This is a genomic window from Variovorax humicola (assembly GCF_037889915.1).
In the GTDB taxonomy this organism is placed as follows: Bacteria; Pseudomonadota; Gammaproteobacteria; order Burkholderiales; family Burkholderiaceae_C; genus Variovorax; species Variovorax humicola.
The window spans coordinates 369467-396006 of sequence record NZ_JBBKZV010000001.1 but is presented as its reverse complement, the minus strand read 5'-3'; the positions used below and the strand labels follow the sequence as shown (position 1 = coordinate 396006).

General features: G+C 65.1%; 22 protein-coding genes. 10 read left to right on the top strand and 12 right to left on the bottom strand.

Annotation, left to right across the window (positions count from 1 at the left end; translation table 11 throughout):
* Window positions 1-158: 158 nt before the first annotated feature.
* The 11 genes from aspS to serA all read right to left on the bottom strand — a co-directional run bounded on the left by aspS (window position 159) and on the right by serA (window position 14526).
* Window positions 159-1961: an aspartate--tRNA ligase gene (gene aspS, locus WKW80_RS01860; RefSeq protein ID WP_340361818.1), complete on the bottom strand. Its 1803-nt coding sequence runs from the start codon at window positions 1959-1961 to the stop codon at window positions 159-161.
* Window positions 1962-1994: 33 nt separating this feature from the next.
* The gene (locus WKW80_RS01855) at window positions 1995-2615 is read right to left on the bottom strand and encodes a DUF502 domain-containing protein (RefSeq protein ID WP_340361817.1); all 621 of its coding nucleotides are present in this window, start codon (window positions 2613-2615) and stop codon (window positions 1995-1997) included.
* A gap of 9 nt (window positions 2616-2624) precedes the next feature.
* Window positions 2625-2984, bottom strand: coding sequence for an FmdB family zinc ribbon protein (locus tag WKW80_RS01850; RefSeq protein WP_340361816.1), 360 nt, complete (start codon window positions 2982-2984; stop codon window positions 2625-2627).
* 79 nt (window positions 2985-3063) lie between these two features.
* Window positions 3064-4512: a high affinity choline transporter 1 gene (locus WKW80_RS01845; RefSeq protein WP_340361815.1), complete on the bottom strand. Its 1449-nt coding sequence runs from the start codon at window positions 4510-4512 to the stop codon at window positions 3064-3066.
* A 37-nt stretch (window positions 4513-4549) separates the two neighbouring features.
* Window positions 4550-6115 (bottom strand): ubiquinone biosynthesis regulatory protein kinase UbiB, encoded by a 1566-nt coding sequence (gene ubiB, locus WKW80_RS01840; protein ID WP_340361814.1) that lies wholly within the window; start codon window positions 6113-6115, stop codon window positions 4550-4552.
* Window positions 6112-6666 (bottom strand): hypothetical protein, encoded by a 555-nt coding sequence (locus WKW80_RS01835; protein WP_340361813.1) that lies wholly within the window; start codon window positions 6664-6666, stop codon window positions 6112-6114. The genes ubiB and WKW80_RS01835 overlap by 4 nt, the downstream gene beginning before the upstream one ends.
* Before the next feature lie 46 nt (window positions 6667-6712).
* On the bottom strand, window positions 6713-7738 hold the full coding sequence (locus WKW80_RS01830) for a Tim44 domain-containing protein (protein WP_340361812.1): 1026 nt from the start codon (window positions 7736-7738) through the stop codon (window positions 6713-6715).
* A gap of 38 nt (window positions 7739-7776) precedes the next feature.
* Window positions 7777-8508, bottom strand: a complete 732-nt coding sequence (gene ubiE, locus WKW80_RS01825) for a bifunctional demethylmenaquinone methyltransferase/2-methoxy-6-polyprenyl-1,4-benzoquinol methylase UbiE (protein ID WP_340361811.1) — start codon at window positions 8506-8508, stop codon at window positions 7777-7779.
* 90 nt (window positions 8509-8598) lie between these two features.
* Window positions 8599-9012, bottom strand: a complete 414-nt coding sequence (locus WKW80_RS01820; protein ID WP_340361810.1) for a gamma-butyrobetaine hydroxylase family protein — start codon at window positions 9010-9012, stop codon at window positions 8599-8601.
* A gap of 14 nt (window positions 9013-9026) precedes the next feature.
* Window positions 9027-12908, bottom strand: coding sequence for a DUF3683 domain-containing protein (locus WKW80_RS01815; protein WP_340361809.1), 3882 nt, complete (start codon window positions 12906-12908; stop codon window positions 9027-9029).
* 388 nt (window positions 12909-13296) lie between these two features.
* Complete coding sequence (gene serA, locus WKW80_RS01810; RefSeq protein ID WP_340361808.1) at window positions 13297-14526, bottom strand: phosphoglycerate dehydrogenase; 1230 nt, start codon at window positions 14524-14526, stop codon at window positions 13297-13299.
* 167 nt (window positions 14527-14693) lie between these two features.
* Here serA and ugpB point away from each other — a divergent pair, with 167 nt between their 5' ends.
* The 6 genes from ugpB (at window position 14694) to WKW80_RS01780 (ending at window position 22411) form a co-directional block, all read left to right on the top strand.
* The gene (gene ugpB, locus WKW80_RS01805) at window positions 14694-16007 is read left to right on the top strand and encodes a sn-glycerol-3-phosphate ABC transporter substrate-binding protein UgpB (protein WP_340361807.1); all 1314 of its coding nucleotides are present in this window, start codon (window positions 14694-14696) and stop codon (window positions 16005-16007) included.
* Between the two features lie 64 nt (window positions 16008-16071).
* Window positions 16072-16953 (top strand): sn-glycerol-3-phosphate ABC transporter permease UgpA, encoded by an 882-nt coding sequence (gene ugpA, locus WKW80_RS01800; RefSeq protein ID WP_340361806.1) that lies wholly within the window; start codon window positions 16072-16074, stop codon window positions 16951-16953.
* A 329-nt stretch (window positions 16954-17282) separates the two neighbouring features.
* Window positions 17283-18134, top strand: coding sequence for a sn-glycerol-3-phosphate ABC transporter permease UgpE (gene ugpE, locus WKW80_RS01795; protein ID WP_340361805.1), 852 nt, complete (start codon window positions 17283-17285; stop codon window positions 18132-18134).
* Window positions 18135-18143: 9 nt separating this feature from the next.
* Entirely contained in the window at window positions 18144-19151 is a 1008-nt protein-coding gene (ugpC, locus tag WKW80_RS01790; protein WP_340361804.1) for a sn-glycerol-3-phosphate ABC transporter ATP-binding protein UgpC, read from the top strand.
* On the top strand, window positions 19148-19891 hold the full coding sequence (gene ugpQ, locus WKW80_RS01785) for a glycerophosphodiester phosphodiesterase (protein ID WP_422822838.1): 744 nt from the start codon (window positions 19148-19150) through the stop codon (window positions 19889-19891). The genes ugpC and ugpQ overlap by 4 nt, the downstream gene beginning before the upstream one ends.
* 45 nt (window positions 19892-19936) lie before the next feature.
* A complete protein-coding gene (locus tag WKW80_RS01780; protein WP_340361803.1) occupies window positions 19937-22411 on the top strand; it encodes a DUF3772 domain-containing protein in 2475 nt (824 codons plus the stop codon).
* Between the two features lie 3 nt (window positions 22412-22414).
* On the opposite strand, the gene WKW80_RS01775 is transcribed toward WKW80_RS01780, so the two are convergent.
* Entirely contained in the window at window positions 22415-22693 is a 279-nt protein-coding gene (locus tag WKW80_RS01775; protein WP_340361802.1) for a hypothetical protein, read from the bottom strand.
* A gap of 92 nt (window positions 22694-22785) precedes the next feature.
* Between WKW80_RS01775 and hemA the strand changes: the two genes are divergently transcribed.
* The 4 genes from hemA (at window position 22786) to grxD (ending at window position 26539) form a co-directional block, all read left to right on the top strand.
* Window positions 22786-24057, top strand: coding sequence for a glutamyl-tRNA reductase (hemA, locus tag WKW80_RS01770; protein ID WP_340361801.1), 1272 nt, complete (start codon window positions 22786-22788; stop codon window positions 24055-24057).
* Between the two features lie 173 nt (window positions 24058-24230).
* Complete coding sequence (prfA, locus tag WKW80_RS01765) at window positions 24231-25346, top strand: peptide chain release factor 1 (RefSeq protein ID WP_340361800.1); 1116 nt, start codon at window positions 24231-24233, stop codon at window positions 25344-25346.
* The gene (gene prmC / locus WKW80_RS01760; protein ID WP_340361799.1) at window positions 25346-26179 is read left to right on the top strand and encodes a peptide chain release factor N(5)-glutamine methyltransferase; all 834 of its coding nucleotides are present in this window, start codon (window positions 25346-25348) and stop codon (window positions 26177-26179) included. The genes prfA and prmC overlap by 1 nt, the downstream gene beginning before the upstream one ends.
* A gap of 33 nt (window positions 26180-26212) precedes the next feature.
* The gene (grxD, locus tag WKW80_RS01755) at window positions 26213-26539 is read left to right on the top strand and encodes a Grx4 family monothiol glutaredoxin (protein WP_340361798.1); all 327 of its coding nucleotides are present in this window, start codon (window positions 26213-26215) and stop codon (window positions 26537-26539) included.
* Window position 26540 lies beyond the last annotated feature (1 nt).

Sequence of the window (26540 nt, the reverse complement as noted above, 5' to 3'; positions counted from 1 at the left end):
TGCGCTACCGACATCCAACCGGCCTTCCGTCTCTGCCCGATTGACGGATAGTGGACGAATCGCATGATTTCATGCCTCATGGCAACAGGTCGTCATTCGGGAATTCGACGAAACAAAAGGGGCGCCGTAAAGCGCCCCTGATTCTGTCCGCCACTCGCTTACGCCGGCTGCACGTTGCGCAAGCGAATGTGCAACTCGCGCAGTTGCTTCTCGTCCACCGGGCTCGGCGCCTGCGTGAGCAGATCTTGCGCGCGCTGCGTCTTGGGGAAGGCGATCACGTCGCGAATGGATTCGGCGCCCGTCATCAGCATGACCAGGCGGTCCAGGCCGATGGCAATGCCGCCGTGCGGCGGTGCACCGTATTGCAGCGCATCGAGCAGGAAGCCGAACTTGAGTTGCGCGTCTTCCGCATTGATCTTGAGCGCGCGGAACACCTTGCTCTGCACTTCCTCACGGTGGATACGCACCGAGCCGCCACCCATCTCGATGCCGTTGAGCACCATGTCGTAAGCCTTGGCGATGCACTTCTCGGGCGCGGTGTCCATGAGGTCTTCATGGCCGTCCTTCGGTGCGGTGAACGGGTGGTGAACGGCGGACCAGCGCTGGCCATCCTCGTCGAATTCGAACATCGGGAAGTCGACCACCCACAGCGGCGCCCAGCGGTCGTCGAACAGGCCGTTCTTCCTGCCGAATGCGCTGTGGCCGATCTTCACGCGCAGCGCGCCGATCGCGTCGTTGACGACCTTCTCCTTGTCAGCGCCGAAGAACAGGATGTCCCCGTTGCGGGCGCCGGTGCGCGCGATGATCTCGGCCAGCGCCGAATCGTCGAGGTTCTTGACGATCGGACTCTGCAGGCCTTCGCGGCCGGCGGCCGCATCGTTGACCTTGATGTACGCCAGGCCCTTGGCACCGTAGATCTTGACGAACTCCTGATACGCATCGATCTCGCCGCGCGAGAGGCCGCCTTCGGCGCCGCCGCCCGGCACACGCAGCGCGACCACGCGGCCGCCCTTCATCGTGGCGGCGTTGGAGAACACCTTGAACTCGACCCGCTTCATGATCTCGGTGAGTTCGGTGAACTCGAGCTTGACGCGCAGGTCGGGCTTGTCCGAGCCGTACTTGAACATCGCGTCCGCGTAGCTCATGGTCGGGAACACGGGCAGGTCGATGCCGGCCGCGTTGCGGAACACGTTGCGGATCATGCCTTCGAACATGTCGCGGATTTCTTCTTCCGCGAGGAATGAGGTCTCGATGTCGATTTGCGTGAACTCGGGCTGGCGGTCCGCGCGCAGGTCCTCGTCGCGGAAGCACTTGACGATCTGGTAGTAGCGGTCGTAGCCGGCAACCATCAGCAACTGCTTGAAGAGTTGCGGGGATTGCGGAAGCGCGAAGAAGCTGCCGTCGTGCACGCGGCTGGGCACCAGGTAGTCGCGTGCGCCTTCGGGCGTGGACTTGCCGAGCATCGGCGTCTCGATGTCGATGAAGCCGTTGGCATCGAGGAACTTGCGCGTTTCCATCGTGACCTTGTAGCGCAGCATCATGTTGCGCTGCATCGCGGGGCGGCGCAGGTCGAGCACGCGATGCGTGAGGCGCGTGGTCTCGCTGAGGTTGTCGTCGTCCAGCAGGAACGGCGGCGTGACCGACGGGTTCAGCACTTTCAGTTCATGGCAGAGCACCTCGATCTTGCCGCTCTTGAGGGCGTCGTTGGTCGTGCCCTCGGGGCGCGCCCGCACCAGGCCCTTGATCTGCACGCAGTACTCGTTGCGCAGGTCTTCGGCCACGGCGAAGGTGCTGGCGCGATCGGGGTCGCACACCACCTGCACATAGCCTTCGCGGTCGCGCAGGTCGATGAAGATCACGCCGCCATGGTCGCGGCGGCGGTTGACCCAGCCGCACAAGGTGACGGTTTCGCCCATCAGGGCTTCGGTCACGAGACCGCAATAGTGAGAACGCATGGCCATATGAATTTCCGAGCGCCGCTGCGGCGCATGTTGTTATCGGGTCGTCGGGAGGGCGGTGGGGCCGGGGACGACCACGCCCATCGAGACGATGTACTTGAGCGCCTCGTCGACGCTCATCTTGAGTTCGATGCAGTCGCTGCGCTTGAGCATCACGAAGTAGCCGCCGGTCGGGTTCGGCGTGGTCGGCACGTAGACGCTGAGGTATTCCGCGCCGTCCAGGTGCCGGATGACTTCGCCGCCCGGCGCACCGGTGACGAAGGCGATGGTCCAGACGTGTTCACGCGGCCACTGGATGAGCACGGCCGTGCGGAACGCGTTGCCATTCTCGGAGAACAGCGTGTCCGACACCTGCTTGACGCTCGAGTAGATCGAGCGCACCACCGGGATGCGCCGCACCACGGCATCGCCCCAGCCAAGCAGGCGCTTGCCGACGAAGTTGCTGGCGACGGCTCCGACCACCAGCAGGATGGCCAGCGTGAGCAGCACGCCGAGGCCGCGCACATTGTTGTCGTAGAGCCATCTCTGCCACACGGCTGGCAGCACCCACAACGTCTGGTCGAGCGTGTCGATGATCCACTTGAGCACCGCCAGCGTGATGAACAGCGGCACGATGACCAGCAAGCCGGACAGCAGCCATTTGCGCAAGGCGTGCATCGAAGGGCCTCAGTCGCTCTTGGCGGCAGCAGGTGCCGGACTCGGAGCAGTGGCGGTCGCTGCGGCGGGAGCGGGTGCAGTGTCGGCGGTGGCAGGGGCAGGGGCAGCAGCGGCTGCGTCGCCGCCCGGCGTGGCGGCTTCGCCGTTGGCAGCGGCGGCAGGCTTGCTCTCGCCCGCCTTCTTCTTGCCGTCACGGAAATCGGTCACATACCAACCCGATCCCTTGAGTTGGAAGCCGGCGGCCGTGACCTGCTTTTCGAACGCGCTCGCGTGGCAGGTGGGGCACACCGACAGGGGTGCGTCAGACATTTTCTGCAGCACGTCCTTGGCAAAGCCGCAGGCGCTGCATTTATAGGCGTAGATGGGCATGGAATGGGGGGACCGAAAGGAGCAGCAGAGAAACCGCTCGCAAAGCCCTCGATTATAGGGCCCGCCCCCGCAAGCATTCTCAGGCGCTGGCCGTGGCGAGCGGGCGATGCGGCGTGCGCTGATTCGGCACCCACTGCGGCGCCAGCGAGCCAGCCACCATGCCGGAAAGGGAGGCGAACACACCGGCCAATTGGGCCGGAAATGCCGCGCCCCAGGGCATGTTCAGGAACAGCACCCACACGCCAATGCCCAGCACGACGGCCGCCACCGCCCCCTGCGTGCTGGCGCGCTGCCAATAGAGCCCCGCAACCAGTGGGATGAAAGCGCCCACCAGTGGCACCTGGTACGCGCTCGACACCAACTCGTAGATCGGCGTGCCCTGCATGCGGATGGCGTATGTCAGCACGGCGGCGCTGAACAACAGCACCGTGATCCGCATCGTCATGAGGTTCTGCCTGTCGGTTCCCGCCGGGCGGAACTGGCGCCAGATGTTCTCCGTGAAAGTCACGCTCGGAGCGAGCAACGTGGCCGAAGCGGTCGACTTGATGGCCGACAGCAGCGCGCCAAAGAACAGCACTTGCATTACGAACGGCATCTTCTCGAGCACCAGCGTGGGGAGCACCTTCTGCGGATCTTCCTTGAGCAGCGTCGCAGTCTGTTCCGGCATGATCAGAAGCGCGCTGGCCACGAGGAACATCGGCACGAACGCGAAGAGGAGATACGCCACGCCCCCGATGACCGGGCCGCGCGTGGCCGACTTGACGCTGTTGGCCGACATCACGCGCTGGAACACGTCCTGCTGCGGAATCGAGCCGAGCATCATCGTGATGGCCGCCGCGAAGAAGAAGACCATGTCGTGGAAGTTCGGCTCGGGCCAGAACTTGAACAGGTCACGGCTCAGGGCCAGGTCGACCACTTTTTCGGCGCCACCGGCCATGTTGCCCGCGAACATCGCGATCACTGCCAGGCCGCACACCAGGATGATCATCTGGATGAAGTCGGTGACCGCCACCGACCACATGCCGCCGAACAGCGTGTAGGCCAGGATCGACACCACGCCGATCGCCATGCCCACCGGAATGCTCACGGCACCCGCTGACAGCAGGTTGAACACCAGCCCGAGCGCCGTGACCTGTGCCGAGACCCAGCCCAGGTAGCTCAGCATGATGATCAGCGAACACGCGATCTCGACCGTGCGGCCATAGCGTTCACGGTAATAGTCGCTGATCGTCAGCAGCGTCATGCGGTAGAGCTTGCCTGCGAAAAACAACCCCACGAGGATCAGGCACGTGCCCGCGCCGAAAGGGTCTTCGATCACGCCGTTCAAGCCGCCTTCGATGAACTTGGCCGGAATGCCCAGCACCGTCTCCGACCCGAACCAGGTCGCGAACGTGGTGGTCACGATCATGTAGAGCGGCAGGTGCCGCCCGGCAATGGCGAAGTCGGTGGTGTTCTTGACGCGGCGGGCCGCGATCAGCCCGATGGCGATGGTGATCAACAGGTAAAGGATGACCAGGGTCAGCAACACGGCGGCTCTCCTGAGGCAATGGAGGTTGCGAAAAAAACTAGAAAAGGCGAACGCGCAGCACCAGCTGGAAGGCGATCAATCCCAATACAAACCCGATGCCACCGTAGAGGAGGGCCTGGAGGAGCTTGTTGGTGCGCTTCTGTGCGGCCAGCAATTCGAGTAATTCGCGCCGGTGGTCTGCTGGCCGATTTTCCATGAAGTCATGCAGCAGGCGCGGCAGTTGCGGCAGCAGCTTGGCATAGCGCGGCGCCTCGGCGCGCAATTGCGCCATGAGCCGCTTCGGGCCGATCTGGTCGACCATCCATTTCTCGAGGAACGGCTTCGCCGTGGCCCACAAGTCCAGCTCCGGATCGAGCTGGCGTCCCAGGCCTTCGATATTGAGCAGGGTCTTCTGCAACAACACGAGTTGCGGCTGAATCTCGACTTGGAAGCGGCGCGAGGTCTGGAACAGGCGCATCAGCACCATGCCTAGCGAAATCTCCTTGAGCGGCCGGTCGAAGTAAGGCTCGCACACGGTCCGGATGGCGGCTTCCAGTTCGTCGACACGGGTACTCCGGGGCACCCATCCGCTTTCCACATGCAGCTCGGCCACGCGCTTGTAGTCGCGCCGGAAAAAAGCCGCGAAGTTCTGCGCCAGGTATTCCTTGTCGACCTCGGTGAGCGTGCCGATGATGCCGAAGTCCAGCGAGATGTAGCGCCCGAAGGTGGCGGCGTCCAGGCTCACCTGGATGTTGCCGGGATGCATGTCCGCGTGAAAGAAGCCGTCGCGAAATACCTGCGTGAAAAAGATCGTGACGCCGTCGCGCGCCAGTTTGGGCACATCGATGCCGCCCGCGCGCAGCCGGTCGATCTGCGCGATCGGCACGCCCCTCATGCGCTCCATCACCATCACTTCCGGGTGGCAGAAGTCCCAGAACATCTCGGGAATGAGAACCAGATCCAGCGCAACCATGTTGCGGCGCAACTGGGCGGCATTGGCGGCCTCGCGCACCAGGTCGAGCTCGTCGTGCAGGTACTTGTCGAACTCGGCAACCACCTCGCGCGGCTTCAGCCGCTTGCCGTCGGGGGACGCCTTCTCGATCCAGCCGGCCATCATGGCCATCAGCGCCAGGTCTTTTTCGATCACGCCGCGCATGTTGGGACGCAGCACCTTCACGGCCACGTCGCGCAGTTGGCCGTCACGCGTGCGCAGGGTCGCGAAGTGCACCTGGGCAATCGACGCGCTCGCCACGGGCTCTTCCTCGAACTGCACGAACACTTCGCCGACGGGCCGGCGGAACGCACGCTCGATGGTCGCGATTGCCACGCTCGACGGGAACGGAGGCACCTGGTCCTGCAGGCGTGCGAGTTCGTCGGCGATGTCGGGCGGCAACAGGTCGCGCCGGGTCGAGAGAACCTGGCCGAACTTCACGAAGATCGGGCCCAGGCCTTCCAGCGCCTCGCGCAGGCGCTGCCCGCGAGGCGCGTCGAGGTTGCGGCCCACCGCCAGCATTCGGGCGACCCTGACGAGCCAGGGCTTGTCGAAGCTGGTCAGGACCAGCTCGTCCAGGCCGTAGCGAAGTGCGACCCAGACGATGTAGATGCCGCGGTAGAAACGCCTCATTCGTCGCCCGCCGATGCCGCGGCACGACCGGCGCGGTCACCGACGAACTGGCGCAACGCGCCCACCACGCGACGGGCGCCAGTGCCGATGGCATGGGCCGGCACGTCGCCAATCAGGCGGGCCAGGTCGTCCTCGACGTCCCAGCGCACGTGATCGACCAGCCAGTTGACCTCCGCCGCCAACTGCACGTCGCCGACGATCTGCACCTCCGGCTTGTCGCCGCGAAGGCTGCTGCGCACGATGTCGAGCGGGGATTCCTGCATGACGGTCAGCGTGAGATCGGCGGCCGCGCCTTCGGGTGCGAGATCGAGCAGGCCGGCCGGCGTGGCAACCAGCTGCATCGTGATGAAACGCCACTGGAATCGCACCACATTGCCCTGCTGGCGAATCAACCGCTGCTGCGCTTCCGGTTCCTGCTGCAGCACATGGTTGAGGAACAGCACCGCGCGGTGCTGGATTTCATGAACCACCCACGGCGGCGGCTGCAGGCGCTCGCCGACGCGGTTGAACAGGTCGCCGAGAAAAGCAAATGGGGACGATGGTGTGGCCATGTCCCCATTATCGGTTGAGCCGGCACGCAAGCCGGTGGATGCACGCTTATTGCAGTGCTTGCACGCCGGCCACCAGCCAGCCGCCCTGACCGCCCGCCGTGGGCTTGCTCATATTCCACACTTCGCGGAACGGGCTCGGGCCGGCCGATGCGTCCTCCCGGATCATCCCCGAGAACTCGACGCTGGCGAGGTAGAGGTCCGGCGTTTCCTCGATGCCGAGCAGCTTGGCGTCGAGCATCACGACCTCGGTCTTGTTCGGCTGGCCGCCCGTGTGGGTTTCGCGCTCAGCCAGTTGCATGCGGATTTCACCAAGCATGCTGTCCGTCATCATCGAGCGCAGCATGGTGAGGTCGTTGCGATCCCAGGCGTCCTGCAGCGTCACGAAGTTGCGCTTGGCCGCGGCAAGAAAGCCTTCGGTGTCGAAGCCTGCCGGAATGCCCCAGCTTTGCGAGCCGGCCAGTGCCGACCCGATCATGCTGCCGCCGCCCGCACCCGCTGCGCCGGCCATCGACGAGCCATGCGCGGGGGTAGCGTCGAACGCGGCGGCTTGCTGTTCCCACGGACGCGCCGAGGCGTCGTTGCCGACATCCGCAGTTCTGTATTGCGCCGGTGCGCCGGCATTGGCCGGACTGCCTGCACCTTCGAAGGCCAGACCACCCGTGCGCGCAGCCGCGGGACGCGAACGTGCTGCAAAGATACGCCACACGACGACCGCGGCCAGGACCAGCAGGCCGATCAGGAGCATGTTGCCGAACGCGGCACCAAGACCGAGCGAATTCGCGAGCCATGCGAGGCCGAGGCCGGCAGCGAGGCCGCCGAGCATGCCCATCCAGGGCCGCTTCGGTGCCGCGGCAGGGGCTGCCGGGGTTGCAGGCGCCGGCGTTGCGGGCTTTGCCGCGGCGGCATTGTTGGTCACGTTCTGCGACGGCGCGGACGGTGCCGCAGCCTCCCGTTGCGTGACGTTGCTCGACTGCCGACCCATCGACTTGCCGCCACCCAGGCGTGCCGCGTCGGCCTGCACGCTGACCAGCGCCATGGCGCAAACCAGCAAGACCGATCCAATTCTTCTCATGACGTCTCCTCTGTCGTTGCCGATCAACGGCTGTTTGTTCAACACTTGATTCCAACATGCAGGGCGACCACGCCACCCGTCATGTTGTGATAGTCCACATGGCCGAAACCGCCCTCTTTCATGAGGGTCTTGAGTTGCTCCTGCCCCGGATGCATGCGGATGGATTCGGCCAGGTAGCGGTAGCTCGCGTCGTCGCCTGCCACGAGCTTGCCGAGCCTGGGCAGCACGCTGAACGAATACCAGTCGTAGGCCTTGGCCAATGGCTTGGCGACCTTGGAGAACTCCAGCACCAGCAGCTTGCCGCGGGGCTTGAGCACCCGGTTCATCTCGCGTAACGCCACGTCCTTGTGCGTCATGTTGCGCAGGCCGAAGGCGACAGTGACCACATCGAAATGATTGTCGGGAAACGGGAGCTTCTCGGCATCGCAGACCAGCGTCGGCAGCGCGACGCCCGCATCGAGCAGGCGGTCGCGGCCGGTGCGCAGCATGGCTTCGTTGATGTCGGTGTGCACCACCTGGCCACTTGCACCCACTTTCTTGGCAAATGCCAACGCGAGGTCGCCGGTGCCACCGGCGAGGTCCAGTACCCTGGAGCCTTCGGCAACGTTGGCGACCATGACCGTATAGGCCTTCCATGCACGATGGAGACCGGCCGACATGAGGTCGTTCATGACGTCGTAGCGGGACGCGACCGAGTCGAACACGCCGCGAACGCGCTTCGCCTTGTCCTTCTCGTCGACCGACTCGAAGCCGAAGTGGGTTGTACTCATGCGCCCGATGTTAGGGCGTAAGTGCGGATAACAAGCCGACGACCCCGTTGGGCGGCGGGAATTACCCTCGGTGGTGCATCAAGCATCGATTCAATGCGAAGCGCAGCCGTGGCCGCCCTTGCCGGCCATTGGCGCATCGCGATCGACGCCGGCTGCTGCAAGTCGCGCTTCGTATTCGGCCCACAGCTGCGACTGCTTCGAGCCCAGCTCGTAGAGAAGGTCCCACGAGAAAATGCCGGTGTCGTGGCCGTCGCTGAAGACCGGCTTGACCGCATAGTTGCCCACCGGCTCCAGCGCGACCAGGGTCACATCGCGCTTGCCAGTCTGGAGCACCTCCTGGCCGGGGCCGTGCCCCTTTACCTCGGCCGAAGGCGAGTAGATGCGCATCAGCTCGAACGGGATGCGAAAGCTCGCACCATTGGAGAAGCCGATTTCCAGCACACGCGAGGCGCCGTGTACGGTGATCGATTGCGGCGTCGGTGCGCCGGCTTGAAGGCCCGCCATCCATCTCTCCTTGGTTACACGAGCACGCGCTCGATGCCACCCTGGTTGGCGGCGGCGACGTATTCCGGCAGCCACTGTTCTCCCAGGATCTGCTTGGCCATTTCGACAACGATGTAGTCGGCTTCGAGCAGGCCATTGTTCAGGTCGTTGCCGTAGCGGCTCAGGCCTTGCAGGCAGCTCGGACAGCTCGTGAGGATCTTGACGTTTTCCTTCGCGCCGATCTTGCCGGACTCGCGCAATGCAGCCTCGCCCTTCTTCAGTTCCTCTTCCTTGCGGAAGCGGATCTGCGTCGAGATGTCGGGCCGGGTCACGCCCAGCGTGCCGGATTCGCCGCAGCACCGGTCACTCTTGAGCACGTTGTCGCCGACCAGGGCCTTCACGGTCTTCATCGGGTCCTGCAGCTTCATCGGGCTATGGCAGGGGTCGTGGTAGAGGTATCCCGCGCCCTGGCTCGCGTTCAGCGTGATGCCCTTCTCGAGCAGGTACTCGTGGATGTCGATGATGCGGCAGCCCGGGAAGATCTTGTCGAACTGGTAGCCCTGGAGCTGGTCGTAGCAGGTGCCGCAGCTCACCACGACGGTCTTGATGTCGAGGTAGTTCAGCGTGTTGGCGACGCGGTGGAAGAGCACCCGGTTGTCGGTGATCATCTTCTCGGCCTTGTCGAACTGGCCGCTGCCGCGCTGCGGGTAGCCGCAGCACAGGTAGCCCGGCGGCAGCACGGTCTGCACGCCGGCATGCCAGAGCATCGCCTGCGTGGCCAGGCCGACCTGGGAGAACAGGCGCTCGGAGCCGCAGCCAGGGAAGTAGAAGACGGCCTCGGTCTCCGACGTCGTCTGTTTCGGGTTGCGGATGATCGGCACGTAGTCCGGATCCTCGATGTCGAGCAGCGCGCGCGCCGTCTTCTTCGGCAGGCCGCCCGGCATCTTCTTGTTGATGAAATGGATGACCTGTTCCTTCACCGGCGCCGGACCCAGCGTGGCCGGTGGTGCGGCGGTCTGCTTCTTCGCGAGGCCGCGCAGCAGGTCATTGGCCAGGCGCTGCGCCTTGAAGCCGATGTCGACCATGCCCATCCGCATCGCCTTGATGGTCTGCGGATTGGTCGCGTTCAGGAACAGCATCGCCGCCGCATTGCCCGGACGGAACGACTTCTGCCCCATCTTGCGCAGCAGGTTGCGCATGTTCATGGAGACGTCGCCGAAGTCGATCTTCACCGGACACGGCGTCAGGCACTTATGGCACACGGTGCAGTGGTCTGCCACGTCCTCGAACTCTTCCCAATGCTTGATGCTGATGCCGCGCCGGGTCTGCTCTTCGTAGAGGAAGGCTTCGACCAGCAACGAGGTGGCGAGGATCTTGTTGCGCGGCGAATAAAGCAGGTTGGCGCGCGGCACGTGGGTGGCGCACACCGGCTTGCATTTGCCGCAGCGCAGGCAGTCCTTGACGCTTTCGGCGATCGCGCCGATGTCGCTCTGCTGCATGATCAGCGATTCGTGGCCCATCAGGCCGAAGCTGGGGGTATAGGCGTTGGTGAGGTCGGCGTGCAGGGCCTCGGGGTGCGGGGCCGTCTCGCGCACTAGCTTGCCCTTGTTGAACCGCCCTTCCGGATCGACCTTCTTCTTGTAGTCCATGAACGGCCGCAGTTCGTCGTCGCTCAGGAACTCCAGCTTGGTGATGCCGATGCCGTGCTCGCCCGAGATCACACCGTCGAGTGACCGCGCCAGCGCCATGATGCGCACCACGGCCGCATGGGCGGTCTGCAGCATCTCGTAGTTGTCGCTGTTGACGGGGATGTTGGTGTGCACGTTGCCGTCGCCCGCGTGCATGTGCAGCGCAACCCATACACGGCCCTTGAGCACGCGCTGGTGGATGGCGTTGCACTCGTCGAGGATGGGCGCGAACTCGGCGCCCGAGAAGATCTGCTGCAACGGTGCGCGCAACTGCGTCTTCCAGCTCGCGCGCAACGTGTGGTCCTGCAACTGCGGAAACAGACCGTCGATGTCCCGCATCCAGCCCGCCCACAGCGCGCGCACTTCCTGGACCAGCGCAATGGCCTGTGCGACCCGGTCTTCCAGCAACTCGGCGGACGGGATGTCATTGGCATCGTCGGTCTTGCCCAGCGGCAGGTTGCCGCGAGCGAAGAAGGCTTCCAGCTCGTCGGCAAAGGCCAGCTTGTTCTGCAGGCTCAGCTCGATGTTGATGCGCTCGATGCCGTCGGTGTACTCGGCCATGCGCGGCAGCGGGATCACCACGTCCTCGTTGATCTTGAAGGCGTTGGTGTGCCGGCTGATCGCGGCGGTGCGCTTGCGGTCGAGCCAGAACTTCTTGCGTGCTTCCGGGCTGATGGCGATGAAGCCTTCGCCACTGCGCGAGTTGGCGATGCGTACCACCTCGGAGGTCGCACGCGCCACGTCGTCAGCGTTGTCGCCGGCAATGTCGCCGAACAGCACCATCTTCGGCAGGCCGCCGCCGTGCTTCTTCGACTTGGTCGCGTAGCCGACGGCCTTCAGGTAGCGGTCATCGAGGTGCTCGAGGCCGGCGAGCAACACGCCGGTGCGCTTCTGCTCGGCGAACATGAAGTCCTTGATCTCGACGATGCTGGGCACCGCATCCTTGGCGTTGCCGAAGAACTCGAGGCAGACCGTGCGGGTATGCGCCGGCATGCGATGCACGACCCAGCGGCAACTCGTGATGAGGCCGTCGCAACCTTCCTTCTGTATGCCGGGGAGGCCCGAGAGGAACTTGTCGGTCACGTCCTTGCCGAGGCCTTCCTTGCGGAAGGTCTTGCCAGGAATATCGAGGCGTTCGGTGCGCAGCTTCGTCTTGCCGTCGGCCGCAAAATACTGCAGTTCGAACACGGCGCTCTCGACGTCGTGGATCTTGCCGAGGTTGTGGCCGATGCGCGTGACCTCCAGCCACTCGGCCTGCGGCGTGACCATGCGCCAGGAGGCGAGGTTGTCGAGCGCGGTGCCCCACAGCACGGCCTTCTTGCCGCCGGCGTTCATGGCGACATTGCCGCCGACGCAGGACGCTTCCGCCGAAGTCGGGTCGACGGCGAAGACATAGCCCGCACGCTCGGCCGCATCGGCCACGCGCTGCGTGACCACGCCGGCCTCGGTCCACACCGTCGGCACGGGCGCATCGATTCCCGGCAGCGAGACCATCTCGACCTCGGTCATCGCCTCCAGCTTCTCGGTGTTGATGACGGCGCTGTTCCACGTCAGCGGAATCGCCCCGCCGGTGTAGCCGGTGCCGCCGCCGCGCGGGATGATGGTCAGGCCCAGTTCGATGCAGCCCTTGACCAGCAGCGCCATTTCGGCCTCGGTGTCGGGGCACAGGACGACGAACGGGTATTCCACGCGCCAGTCGGTCGCGTCGGTCACGTGCGAGACGCGCGACAGGCCGTCGAATTTGATGTTGTCCTTGGCCGTGAGCCTGCGGAAGGCGCGCGTGGCCTTGCGGCGCAGCGCGGCGACGTCGCGGAACATGGCGTCGAAGGTGGCGATGGCTTGCGACACCAGGCCAGCCAGTTCGCCAACCAGCGCATCGCGCTGCGCGTCGATATCGGGCGTGCGGCGCTTTCCCACTTCGGTGAGCCGGTGGTTCAACGCATCGACCAGTTGCCCGCGCCGGCGCGGATTGTCGAGCAGGTCGTCGACCAGGTACGGATTGCGCTGCACGACCCAGATGTCGCCCAGCACTTCATAGAGCATGCGGGCCGATCGGCCTGTGCGGCGCTCGCTGCGCAGCACTTGCAGCAGTTCCCAGCCGCGTGCGCCAAGCAGGCGGATCACGATTTCGCGGTCGGAAAAGCTGGTGTAGTTGTACGGGATCTCGCGGAGTCGCACGGGCTCTTCGGCCTGCGACAACAACGCGGTCAACGCGGTCGGAGCATTCATCGGGATGGGGTCTCGGTCGGGCGCTGCGCGCCCACTAACCAGTGGTCGGCGATTTTAGGTCAGGGTGTGAAGGCTTGCGGATTGCGGGGGATGGTGTCTGGAATCCTTCTTCGCGGAGAGCGCGCGGTACGCGGTGCGCAGCTTGGGGGCCGGCGAACGCCTCGCGCCTCTCGGAGTGCGACTGCCCTCACCCCGGTCCTCTCCCGAGGGAGAGGGAGATCGACCACGACCGCGTCCGCGGCGGCGATCCGGGATGCGTCCAGGCCGCCCGTCGCCGCACTCCGAACGAACCCGATACCGATACCGATACCGATACCGATACCGATACCGATACCGATACCGATACCGATACCGATACCGATACCGATACCGATACCGATCATCAAGCCTAAAACAACACCCGACTCCGAATCGTCCCCGGCACCTTCGCCAATTTCTCCAGCGCCAGGTCCGACGACTCCGCATCGATGTCGATCACCACGTACCCCACCTTCTCGTTCGTCTGCAGATACTGCGAGGCAATGTTGATCTCGTTGTCCGCAAACACCTGGTTGATTGCCGACAGCACCCCCGGCACGTTGCGGTGGATGTGCAGCAAGCGATGCTTGCCCGGATGCGCCGGTAGCGCGACTTCGGGAAAGTTGACCGACGACGTCGAGGTGCCGTTATCGCTGTACTTCACCAGCTTTTCCGCCACCTCGAGGCCGATGTTGGCCTGCGCCTCCATCGTCGATCCGCCGACGTGCGGCGTCAGGATCACGTTGTCCAGTCCGCGCAATGGCGAAGTGAACTCCTCGTTGTTGCTGCCCGGCTCCTGCGGAAACACGTCGATCGCCGCGCCCCACAGCTTCCTGGCCTTCAGCGCGTCGGCCAACGGCTCGATCTCGACCACCGTGCCGCGCGCCGCATTGATGAGGATGCCGCCCGGCTTCATCGCCGCGATCTCTGCCGCGCCGATCATCCACTGGGTCGACGGCAATTCGGGAACGTGCAGCGACACGATGTCGCTCTGCGCCAGCAGATCATGCAGTTTGCCCACTTGCCGCGCATTGCCCAGCGGCAGCTTGCTGACCACGTCGAAGAACGCCACCTGCATGCCCAGCGCCTCGGCCAGGACCGACAGTTGCGTGCCGATCGAGCCGTAGCCGACGATGCCCAGCGTCTTGCCGCGAATCTCGTGCGAGTTGGCAGCCGACTTGAGCCATTTGCCGCGGTGCGCCAGCGCGTTTTTCTCCGGCACGCCCCGCAACAAGAGGATGGCCTCGGCCAGCACCAGTTCGGCCACCGAGCGGGTGTTGGAATACGGCGCGTTGAAAACCGCCACGCCACGCTCCCGCGCCGCGTTCAGGTCGACCTGGTTGGTGCCGATGCAAAAGCACCCGACCGCCACCAGCTTCGACGCACTCTCCAGCACCTCGGCCGTGAGCTGGCTTTGGGAACGGATGCCGAGGAAGTGCACGTCTGCGAGCTTTGCCTTGAGCTCCTCGCCTTGCAATGCCTTCGGCAGGGTTTCGATCTGCGTGTAGCCCGCGCCGCGAATCACTTCGAGGGCGGAAGGGTGCACGCCCTCGAGCAACAGGAACTTGATCTTGCTTTTGTCCAGGGAGGTCTTGGTCATGCTGCAAAGGCTAGCATGGTGCGCCGCAACATACACCCCGTGCGGCCAAGTCCGAAAGGGTTTCCCCGGTTGGACCCGCCACCTGCCGCATGCGACAAAAGCGCCTCACCCGTGACATACACGTGCCATAACATCCGCGCCTTTCCCATCCCGCCTCAGGAGTTTTCATGCGATTCAAGACGCTCGCCGTTGCCTCGATGCTGGCCGCAGCCACGCTGGCCGGCACGGCACAAGCCCAAACCGAGATCCAGTGGTGGCACTCGATGGTTGCCGTCAACAACGAGTGGGTCAACGACCTGGCCAAGCAGTTCAACGAGAGCCAGAAGGAATACAAGATCGTCCCGACCTTCAAGGGCAGCTATGACGAGTCGATGACGGCGTCGATCGCCGCATTCCGCGCCGGAAACGCGCCGCACATCCTGCAGGTGTTCGAAGTGGGCACCGCCACCATGATGGCCAGCAAGGGCGCGATTGTCCCGGTCGGCCAGGTCATGAAGGACGCGGGCGAGAAGTTCGACCCCGCGGCCTATATTTCCGCCGTCGCCGGGTACTACACCGCGCCGAATGGCCAGATGCTGAGCTTCCCGTTCAACAGCTCGACCACCATCTTCTATTTCAACAAGGACGCCTTCAAGGCGGCCGGCCTGCCCACCGACAAGGCGCCGACGACCTGGCCCGAGGTGATCAACGCGGCCGCCAAGCTCAAGGCTGCCGGCCACAAGTGCCCCTTCACGACCGCCTGGCAGGGCTGGACGCAGCTCGAAAGCTTCTCTGCATGGCACAACGTCGAGTTCGCGACGAAGAGCAACGGGCTGGCCGGACTCGACGCGCGCATGAAGATCAACTCGCCGCTGCACGTTCGCCACATCGAGAACCTGGCCAACATGGCCAAGCAGGGCCTGTTCGTCTACAAGGGCCGCGGCAATGTCCCGGAGGCCTCGTTCGTCTCGGGCGAGTGCGCCATGATCAACACGTCCTCGGGCTTCTACGGCAACGTGGCCAAGAACGCGAAGTTCGCCTATGGACTCGCGCCGCTGCCCTACTACCAGGACGTGCCCGGCGCACCGCAGAACACCGTGATCGGCGGAGCCAGCCTGTGGGTGATGTCAGGCAAGAAGCCAGCCGAATACAAGGGCGTGGCCAAGTTCTTCAGCTTCATCTCGACGCCTGAAGTGCAGTCCGCCAGCCACAAGCGCACCGGCTACCTGCCGATCACCACCGCCGCCTACCAACTCACCGAGAAGACGGGCTTCTACAAGGAGAACCCCGGCACCGACGTGGCCGTGACGCAGATGATCCGCAAGGTGACCGACAAGAGCCGCGGCATCCGCCTGGGCAACTACGTGCAGATCCGCGCGATCGAGGACGAGGAACTCGAGCAGGTCTGGAACGGCAAGAAGACCGCCCAGGAAGCGCTGGATGAAATCGTCAAGCGCGGCAACGAGCAACTGGAGCGATTCCAGAAGGCCAACAAGGGCTGACACACCAGTAGACTCGCGAAGCCCGCCGACAACAGCCGGCGGGCTTTTCTTCATTTGAGGCCCCATGGAAAAACGCGTCACCTTCCGATCCGGCTGGCTGCCCTGGGCACTGCTTTTGCCGCAGATGGCGGTCATCGTGGTGTTCTTCTTCTGGCCGGCCGGTCAGGCGGTCCTGCAGTCGATGCAGCAACAGGACGCGTTCGGTACATCGGTCGACTTCGTGGGCATGGACAACTTCAAGCAGTTGTTCGAGGACCCGGCCTACATCGCATCATTCAAGACGACGGCGATCTTCTCGGCACTGGTGGCCGGCATCGGGATCGCCATTTCGCTGGCGCTCGCGGTGTTTGCCGACCGCATCGTGCACGGCGGTGTGTTCTACAAGACCATGCTGATCCTGCCGTATGCGGTGGCGCCTGCCGTGGCTGCGGTGCTGTGGGTGTTCATGTTCTCGCCTTCGCTGGGCGTGGTGGCCTATGCGCTCGGAAAGCTCGGCTTCAACTGGAACCATTTGCTCAACTCGCGCCACGCCATGACGCTGATCGTCATGGCGGCGATCTGGAAGCAGATCTCCTACAACTTCCTGTTCTTCCTGGCCGGCCTGCAGTCGATTCCCAAGTCGCTGATCGAGGCCGCCGCCATCGACGGCGCCCGCCCGTGGCGGCGCTTCTGGACGGTCCAGTTCCCGATGCTCTCGCCGACGACCTTCTTCCTTCTGGTGATGAATGTCGTGTATGCGTTCTTCGAGACCTTCGCCATCGTGCATGCGGCCACCGAGGGGGGGCCCGGGCAGGACACATCGATCCTCGTCTACAAGGTCTATCACGACGGCTTCAAGGCGATGGACCTGGGCGGCTCAGCGGCGCAGTCGGTGGTGCTGATGGTGATCGTGGTCGTGCTGACGGTGATCCAGTTCCGCTACGTTGAGAAGAAGGTGCAGTACTGATGGCACCCCCCCGAAGCGCCTTCGGCGCCTCCCCCTCGAGGGACCTCGAGGGGGCGCACCCGGCGGCCCGGCGAAGCCGGTTCCGCGGGTGCCCACGAACTGACTTCGCAGCGCTCGTCCTGGCGCCGGGTACGTGAAGCGCGGTGGATCAACTGAAATGAAACACCCCGAAGCGCCTGCGGCGCCTCCCCCTCGAGGGGGCGATACCAGCAGCCCGGCGAAGCCGGTTCCGCGGTATCCCTGGCATTTGACGGCGCCGGTTTCGTGCGTCGCGGGTCATGCGATAGCGCGCTGGAAAACTGAAATGACACTCCGGCGGAAGACTGATCATGGTTGAAAAACGCGGTTCCAAAGGCATCCTTGCCCAGGTGGTGGTGGGGCTCGGCGTGCTTATCGTCGCCTTTCCTATCTACCTCGCCTTCGTGGCGTCGACGCACACGGCGCAGGAGATCGTGCAGGCACCGATGCCGCTGCTGCCCGGCAACCATATGCTGGAGAGCTACAAGTCGGCGCTCTTCGGGCGGGCGACGAGCGCGGGGTCGAACGCACCGGTGGCGCACATGCTGTGGGTGAGCCTGGTGACGGCGCTGGTCATCGCCATCGGCAAGATCTCGATCTCGCTGCTGTCGGCATTTGCCATCGTGTACTTCAAGTTCCCGTTCAGGAAGATCTGCTTCTGGATGATCTTCGTCACGCTGATGCTGCCGGTGGAAGTGCGCATCCTGCCCACCTACAAGGTGCTGTCGGACCTGCACATGCTCAACACCTATGCGGGCCTCACGGTGCCGCTGATCGCCTCGGCCACGGCCACCTTCCTGTTCCGCCAGTTCTTCATGACCGTGCCCGACGAGCTGACCGAAGCCGCGCGCATGGACGGCGCCAGTCCGATGCGTTTTTTCTTCGATGTGCTGCTACCGCTGTCGAAGACGTCCATTGCAGCGCTGTTCGTGATCCAGTTCATCTACGGCTGGAACCAGTATCTGTGGCCGCTGCTGGCGACCACCGGCGAAGACATGTACCCGATCGTGGTCGGCATCAAGCGCCTGATCGCCGGTGGCGATTCGCAGAACGAGTGGAACGTGGTCATGGCCACGGCCATCCTCGCGATGCTGCCGCCGGCGCTGGTCGTCGTACTCATGCAGAAATGGTTCGTCAAGGGCCTCGTGGACACCGAGAAATAAGAGAAATCAATGGCCTCCCTCTCCCTTCGCAACGTCATCAAGCGCTATGGCCATGGGCCAAAGGCCAACCAGGTGATCCACGGCGTGAGCGCCGAGATTGCCGACCGCGAATTCATCGTCATCGTCGGGCCCTCGGGCTGCGGCAAGTCCACGCTGCTGCGCATGGTCGCGGGGCTGGAGGAAGTGTCGGCCGGCGAGATTCGCATCGGCGACCGCGTGGTGAACAACCTTGAGCCTTCGGAACGCGACATCGCGATGGTGTTCCAGAACTACGCGCTCTATCCGCACATGAGCGTGTTCGACAACATGGCCTACGGGCTCAAGATCGCCAAGGTGCCGGTGCCGGAGATCAGGACGCGCGTCGACAAGGCGGCGAAGATCCTGGAGCTTGGCCACCTGCTCAAGCGCAAGCCGCGCGAGTTGTCTGGCGGTCAGCGCCAACGCGTGGCGATGGGGCGCGCGATCGTGCGGCAGCCGCGGGTCTTCCTGTTCGACGAGCCGCTGTCCAACCTGGACGCCAAGCTGCGCGCGCAAACGCGCATCGAGATCCAGAAGCTGCACCGTGAACTGGGCATCACCTCGCTGTTCGTCACGCACGACCAGGTCGAAGCCATGACGCTGGCCCAGCGCATCATCGTGATGAACGGCGGCGTGATGGACCAATTCGCAACCCCCGAGGAGGTTTACAACCGCCCGGCCACCACCTTCGTCGCGAGCTTCATCGGCTCACCGCCGATGAACCTGCTGGTTCACGCGCCCGGCGTGCGTCCCGGTCAGATCCTCGGCATTCGCCCCGAACACCTGGCGCTCGACGAGAGCGGCTGGACGGTGCAGGTGGAATCGGTGGAGTTGCTGGGCGCCGAGCGCCTTGTCTACGGCCGTATCGGCGAAGAGCAGATCATCATGCGCACCGACGAAAGCGATCACCCGCCGGTCGCCGGCGACACCGTGAAGATCGCGGCGCGCGTCGACAAGCTGCACTGGTTCGATGCCGGCTCCGGCAAGCGCGCATCGTGAGCCTGAATCACTGGCCCTACCCGCTTTGGATCGCGCATCGCGGCGCCGGAAAGCTGGGGCCTGAGAACACGCTGGCTGCGTTCAGGGTGGGTGCCATGCACGGCTATCGCATGTTCGAATGCGACGTCAAGCTCAGCGCCGACGATGTGCCCTTCCTGATGCATGACGCCACCCTGGAGCGGACCACCAACGGCCGGGGCATCGGCGGCGAGCGGCCCTGGGCCGAGTTGTCGCTGCTCGACGCGGGCAGCTGGCACTCGCGCACATTTGCCGGCGAGCCGCTGGCAAGCTTCGAGAGCATTGCGCACTTTTGCCTGAACAATGGCCACCTGCTGAACATCGAGATCAAGCCGACGCCCGGTTCGGCGGAGCGCACCGGCAGGGCAGTGGCGAAGCGCGCACAAGCGCTCTGGGCGAACGCCGAAGTGCCGCCGCTGCTGACCTCTTTCGAGCCCGATGCGCTTGCTGGCGCGCGCGAGGCGGCGCCCGAATTGCCCCGCGGCCTGCTGCTCGACACAATGCCTCCGCATTGGCTGGAAACTGCGCAGAAGCTCGGCTGCGCCGCGATCGTTTGCAACTACGCCCTGTGGGACGCGCCTACCGTATCGATGGTCCAGGCAGCCGGCATGCGCACATTGAGTTACACGGTCAATGACGAGTGGGCAGCCGAACGGCTGATCACGCTGGGCACGGACGGCATCATCACCGACCGCGTCGACCTTTTCAGCCCCGTCGCGTAGCCGTTCACCCGGCAGGCGGCAGAGACCGCCTCCTATGATGTGGCGATGAACCCGATTTCATGCTGCCGCACCGCGCTGCTGCTGGCGGTGCTGATGCTGGCGCCGGCCTTCGCGCAAGAGCCCGCGACCAGCGCATCCACGCCAACCCTTGCCACGCAGGCGCCCACCGACACGGGCATTGCCGAACTGCGCGGCCGCTTCACCAGACTGCCGAGCACGGCCGAAAACAATGACGACCTGCGCATCCTGCTCGCGCAGATCAACGCCATTGCCGCGCAGACCGATGCCTTCATCACCTCGCGTACCGCGTCGCTCGCCGACCTCAACGCCCGACTCGGTGAACTCGGCGCGGTCCCCACCCTGCCCGGCGCCGAGGATCCCAGCATCACACGTCAGCGCGTCGCCCTGACCAAACAACGCAACGCACTCGATTCCGATATCCGCCTGGCCAAGCTGCTGGCCATCGACGCACAGCAGCGAAGCAGCGACCTGCTGACCCAGCGGCGCAAGCTGTTCGAGGCAAAGCTCACCGAACGCGCGCACTCTCCGCTCGGGCGCGCCTTCTGGTCGGACATCGGCGACGCATGGGATGACGACCGCGACCGGCTGAGTGACCTGGGGACCGAGTTTCGCAACGGCATGGCCGTCGTCCGGCAGCCGCAAAACCTTCCTACCGTTCTGGTCAGCATCGGTGCCGCGCTGCTGCTGGCGTTGCTGGGCAACTGGCTGGCGGAGATCGGCCTGGCCCGGCTCGCGGCGCGGCTGCTGCCGCCGGGGCGATTGCGACGATCGCTGTTGGTGATCGCCATCGTGGGCACGAACGTCCTGCTGGTCGGCGTCGCCGCGCAGTGGTTGCTGTCGGCGCTCGATGCGCAAGGCGCCTGGGGCCCACTGACGCGGAAAGTGGCGCAGGCGCTGGTGGCATCGAGCATCTTCATCGCCTTCGTGGTCGGCCTCGGTCGCGCGCTGCTGTCGATAAGCCGGCCGTCCTGGCGCTTGCCACCCATCCCGAACGCGTTGGCGAAGCGGCTGGCGCCCTTCCCCTGGCTGATCGCACTCGTCGGCGCCGCGGTATGGGCGCCGGCACAGATCAACGCAGTGGTCGATGCGAGCGACGCCGCCGTGCTCGCCACCCATGTGTTCACGGCGCTCTCCTTGACCGCGTTGATCAGCACGATCGTGATGCGCCTGGGCATGAGCGGCCCGTCCGCGCCGGCCGCTGCAGAAACCCCTGCTGCAGACGCAGGCGCTCCCGCGAGCGACGCCGCAGATGCCGCCCCGATGCCGGCCAGGGCTGTGTGGGTGGGCCTGTTGCTGAGCACCGTGATGGTCGTGGTAGTGGTGATCTGGGTGCTGGTGGCGATCGGCTACGTGGCCATGGCGAGCTTCCTGGCAACACAACTCAATTGGGGCGGCATCGTATTGGCGGCGTTCTACGTCCTGTTCAAGTTCGCCGACGACCTGTTCGCCGCGATCGTGTCGTCGAAGAGCGGCGTCGGCATGCGCCTGCAACGCAGTTTCGGCTTCGCGCCCCAAACGCTGGACCAGGCGGCCGTCGTGCTGTCGGGGCTGAGCCGGGTCGCCCTGTTCTTCTACATGGTGATTGCGCTGTGGGCACCGTTGGGCACGAGCCCGGGCGAAGTGTTCCAGCGCAGCGGACAGTTCGGCTCGGGCTTCAAGATCGGCGAGTTCGAACTGGTGCCCGGCGCCATCTTCAGCGGAGTCGCCGTGGCGATGGGCGGCCTCATTGCGCTGCGCGTGTTGATGCGCTGGCTGTCCCGGAGCTACCTGCCCAGCACCGCGCTCGAGCCCGGCATGCAAAGCTCGATCACCACGCTGCTCGGCTACGTCGGGGGCGTCCTGGTGGTGGCGTTTTCGCTTTCAGCGCTCGGCATCGGCGTCAACCGCATTGCGTGGGTCGCGAGTGCGTTGTCGGTCGGTATCGGCTTCGGCCTGCAGGCGATCGTGCAGAACTTCATCTCGGGGCTGATATTGCTGGCCGAGCGGCCGGTAAAGGTCGGCGACTGGGTCGTACTCGGCACGTCCGAGGGCGACGTGCGGCGCATCAACGTGCGTGCCACCGAAATCCAGCTCGGCGACCGCTCCACGCTGATCGTGCCGAACTCGGAGTTCATCACCAAGATCGTGCGCAACATGACGCTTGCCAATGCCGAAGGGCGCGTGCTGATCCGCTTGCCGATGCCCCTGTCGACCGACGCAATGAAGGTGCGCAGCCTGATGCTGGCCGCCTGCAACACCCACGCCACGGTGCTGCCGGAGCCCGCGCCGACGGTCACGCTCGAAGGAGTCGAAGGCGGCGCGCTGATTTTCCAGGCCATCGCGTTTGTGCCAAGCCCGCGGCTTGCCGGCGGAGTGCGCAGCGACCTGATGTTCGAGATCCTCGACGCGCTGCGGACGGCCGACTTGCCCTTGTCGGTGCCGACGATGGTGGTCGCACCGGGTGCCTTGGCGCCGACGGTGATACCGGCCGAAACCCCGCCGCTGCCCGTGCAGACCTGAGCTTCAGTGCCGCCAGCCCCGCGCCAGCAACCACTGGCCAGTGCCGCAGACGACCACCAGCGCCGCATAGGTCGCCATCATTCCGTCGTGCCCGAAATACGCGAGGCCGCCAACCAGCACGGCAAGTCCCGCTATGAAATTAAGAGCAAACTGGACCCACCGGGCGGGCGCTCCGGCGGCGTTCGGCATCAGGAAGCCGGCCAGCAAGGCCAGCACGCCCGCCACAAAAAAAGCCGGCGCGGCGAAGTTCAGCAGGTGGTTCAAGAGGTCGAGCGCAGACATCGAAGGCAGCGGAAAGGCAGGTTCTACGCCCCAATTGGAGGGATTGGCGCTGGCGGCGCCCGCAGGGGCGCGGCAAATTTTATAATCGCAGCATGTCTGTCTGGGCCCTCGGGTTGAACCACACGACCGCGCCCCTCGACCTGCGCGGTCGTTTCGCGTTTGCGCTCGACCAGATTGCACCCACTTTGCACAGCCTGCGCAGCTCCTTAGGCAGCGGCCGCCATCCGCAGGTCGAGGCGGCCATCATCTCCACCTGCAACCGCACCGAGATCTACTGCGCGGCCGAACACGTCGCGCTGGACCACACGGTCGGCTGGCTGGCCGAAAGCGGTGGTGTGGCGCCGAACCTGCTGCGCTCGCACACCTACACCCTGCACGACCAGGAAGCCGCGCGCCATGCGTTCCGCGTCGCCAGCGGGCTCGATTCGATGGTGCTCGGCGAGGCGCAGATCCTCGGCCAGATGAAGGACGCAGTGCGTGCCGCCGAGACGGCGGGCGCACTGGGCAGCACCCTGAATCAGCTCTTCCAGCGCTCCTTTGCAGTGGCGAAGGAAGTGCGGACCGCCACGGAGATCGGAGCGCATTCGATCAGCATGGCGGCCGCCTCGGTGCGGCTCGCTTCGCAGCTTTTCGAAGACCTTGCAAAGACCCGCGTGCTATTCGTCGGCGCCGGCGAAATGATCGACCTCGCCGCCACGCACTTCGCGGCGCGCAACCCCAAGTCGATGGTCATTGCAAACCGCACTTTGGAGCGCGGCGAAAAACTCGCTTCGCGCTTCGGCGGCGAGGCGATGCGGCTGGCCGAGTTGCCGGGCCGTCTTGCCGACTTCGACATCGTCGTGAGTTGCACGGCCAGCACGCTGCCGATCATCGGCCTCGGCGCCGTGGAGCGCGCGCTCAAGCAACGCAAGCATCGGCCGATGTTCATGGTCGACCTGGCAGTGCCGCGCGACATCGAGCCTGAAGTCAAGGCGCTCGAGGACGTGTACCTCTACACCGTCGACGACCTCGCCCAGGTGGTGAAGCAAGGCCACGCCAACCGCCAGGCCGCCGTCGCGCAAGCGGAGGTGATCATCGACGCCGGTGTCCAGAACTTCATGCGCTGGCTCGAGGCGCGCGGCACGGTGCCCTTCATCCAGCAGCTCAATGCGCAGACCGACGAGTGGCGCACCGCGGAATTGGCGCGCGCCCGCAAGCTGCTGGCCAAGGGTGAAGACATCGACACGGTGCTCGAAGCCCTGTCGCGCGGCCTGACGCAAAAGATGCTGCACGGCGCGATGGCCGAACTGCATGCCGGCGACGCCGCTGCGCGGGAGCAGACGGCGCAGACGTTGTCGCGGCTTTTCCTGCGCAAAGAGCGTTAGCGACGCTCTCGCTGTGCGTCCGCCGTCGAAAGCGGACAGCGAACGCAAAGCCGCAAGGGTTTCGCAGAGGTCGCACAAAGACCTCCAGGAGTTGCCTTTGCATTCTGACCCGCCTTCTGCGAGACCTTTGCACCCCTGCGTCCGGTTCCCGCTTCCGATTTCTGGCCCCGCAAATGAAGAACTTCCTCCGTCAACAACTCGACCGGTACGCCCAGCGCCTCGAAGAGCTCGACTTCCTGCTCTCGCGCGAGGACATCATGGCCGACATGGCGCAGTACCGCGTGCTGTCGAAGGAGCATGCGCAGGTCACCCAGATAGCAGGCCGCTACCTGCGCTTCAAGCAACGCGAGGCCGACCTGGCCAGCGCGCGCGAGATGCTCGATGACCCGGACATGGCCGAGATGGCTCAGGAAGAAATCACTTCGGCCGAAGACGAGTTGCTGAAGCTCGAGGACGAGCTGCAACGCCTGCTGCTGCCCAAGGACCCGGACGACGCGCGCAACGCCTTCATCGAGATCCGCGCCGGCACCGGCGGCGACGAATCGGCCTTGTTCGCGGGCGACCTGCTGCGCATGTACACGCGCTATTGCGAGCGCGCCGGATGGCGCTGCGAGATCGTGAGCGACTCCCCCAGCGAACTCGGCGGCTTCAAGGAAGTCGTGATCCGTGTGATCGGCCGGGCCGACGACGGCCCCTCCGGGTCCGGCGTGTTCGGCAAGCTGCGTTTCGAATCGGGCGGCCACCGCGTGCAGCGCGTACCCGCCACGGAAACGCAGGGCCGCATCCACACCAGCGCCTGCACGGTCGCGGTGCTGGCCGAGCCCGACGAAGCCGTTGCCGTGCAGATCAACCCGGCCGACCTGCGCATCGACACCTATCGTGCCAGCGGCGCGGGCGGCCAGCACATCAACAAGACCGACTCGGCCGTGCGCATCACGCACATCCCGACCGGCATCGTGGCCGAGTGCCAGGACGACCGCTCGCAGCACCGCAACAAGGCCAAGGCGCTGCAGGTGCTGTCGGCCCGCATCCAGGAAAAGGACCGCAGCGAACGCGCCGCCAAGGACGCCGCCGAGCGCAAGGGCCTGATCGGAACCGGTGACCGTTCCGACCGTATCCGCACCTACAACTTCCCGCAGGGCCGGCTCACCGACCACCGGATCAACCTCACGCTCTACAAGTTGCTGGCCATCATGGAAGGCGACCTCGGCGAAGTGCTGGGCGCGCTGCAAGCGGCGCACGAGGCCGAGCAGTTGGCGGAGCTGGAATCGGCCTCCTTGCCCGCCTGATGTCGACGTCGATCCTGCAGGCGCTGAAAGCCGCCACCGCGCTGGGCGTCGATCGGCTCGACGCCCAGTTGCTGCTGCTGCACGCGATGGGCCGACCGGTGCACGAGCGCGCGTGGCTGCTCGCGCACGACTCCGACGATCTGGCCGATACGGCATGGGAGGCTTTCGAGGCGCTCTGCGCCCGTCGGGCGGCTGGCGAGCCTGCGGCCTATCTGCTCGGCGAAAAAGAATTCCATGGCATCGCGCTGCAGGTCGATGCGCGCGTGCTGGTGCCGCGCCCGGACACCGAGACGCTGGTCGAATGGGCGCTGTCGCTGATGCCCCAGGCGATCAGACCGCGCGTGCTGGACCTCGGCACCGGTAGCGGTGCCATCGCACTCGCGCTGCAAGACGCGCGGCCGGACGCGGCTATCGATGCAGTCGACGCAAGCGCCACCGCGCTGGAAGTGGCGCGCGCCAATGCCGAGCGGCTCGCGCTCCCCGTGCGCTTTGCGCAAGCCGACTGGCTGGCTGGTGCGGACAACGGCTACCACCTGATCGTCTCCAACCCGCCCTACATCGCCGCCGGCGACGCCCATCTCGCCGACTTGCGCCACGAACCCCTGAGCGCCCTGGCCTCCGGCCCCGATGGCCTCGACGACATCCGCCGCATCGTCCAGGACGCCCCCTCCCACCTTGCAGACGGCGGCTGGCTGCTGCTCGAACACGGCTTCGACCAGGCTCCCGCCGTGCGCGCCCTGCTTGCCGAGCGCGGATTCGCCGACGCGCAAAGCCGCAACGACCTCGCCGGCATCGCGCGCTGTTCCGGCGGAATCTGGCGCGCAGTGAAATAATCCGCCCCAACCCACCATTCAAGGAGCCTGCCCATGAGCGACGCCCAGCAACGCATCGACGAACTCGTCAAGTCCAATGACATCCTGCTCTTCATGAAGGGCAACGCCAGCTTTCCGATGTGCGGCTTCTCCGGCCGCGCGATCCAGATCCTCAAGGCCGTCGGCGTCGACACCAAATCGCTCAAGACCGTGAACGTGCTCGAAGACGACGGCATCCGCCAGGGCATCAAGGAATACAGCCAGTGGCCGACCATTCCGCAGCTCTACGTCAAGGGCGAGTTCATCGGCGGCTCGGACATCATGATGGAGATGTACGAGTCGGGCGAACTGCAGCAAGTGGTGAACGGCGCCAACGCCTGAC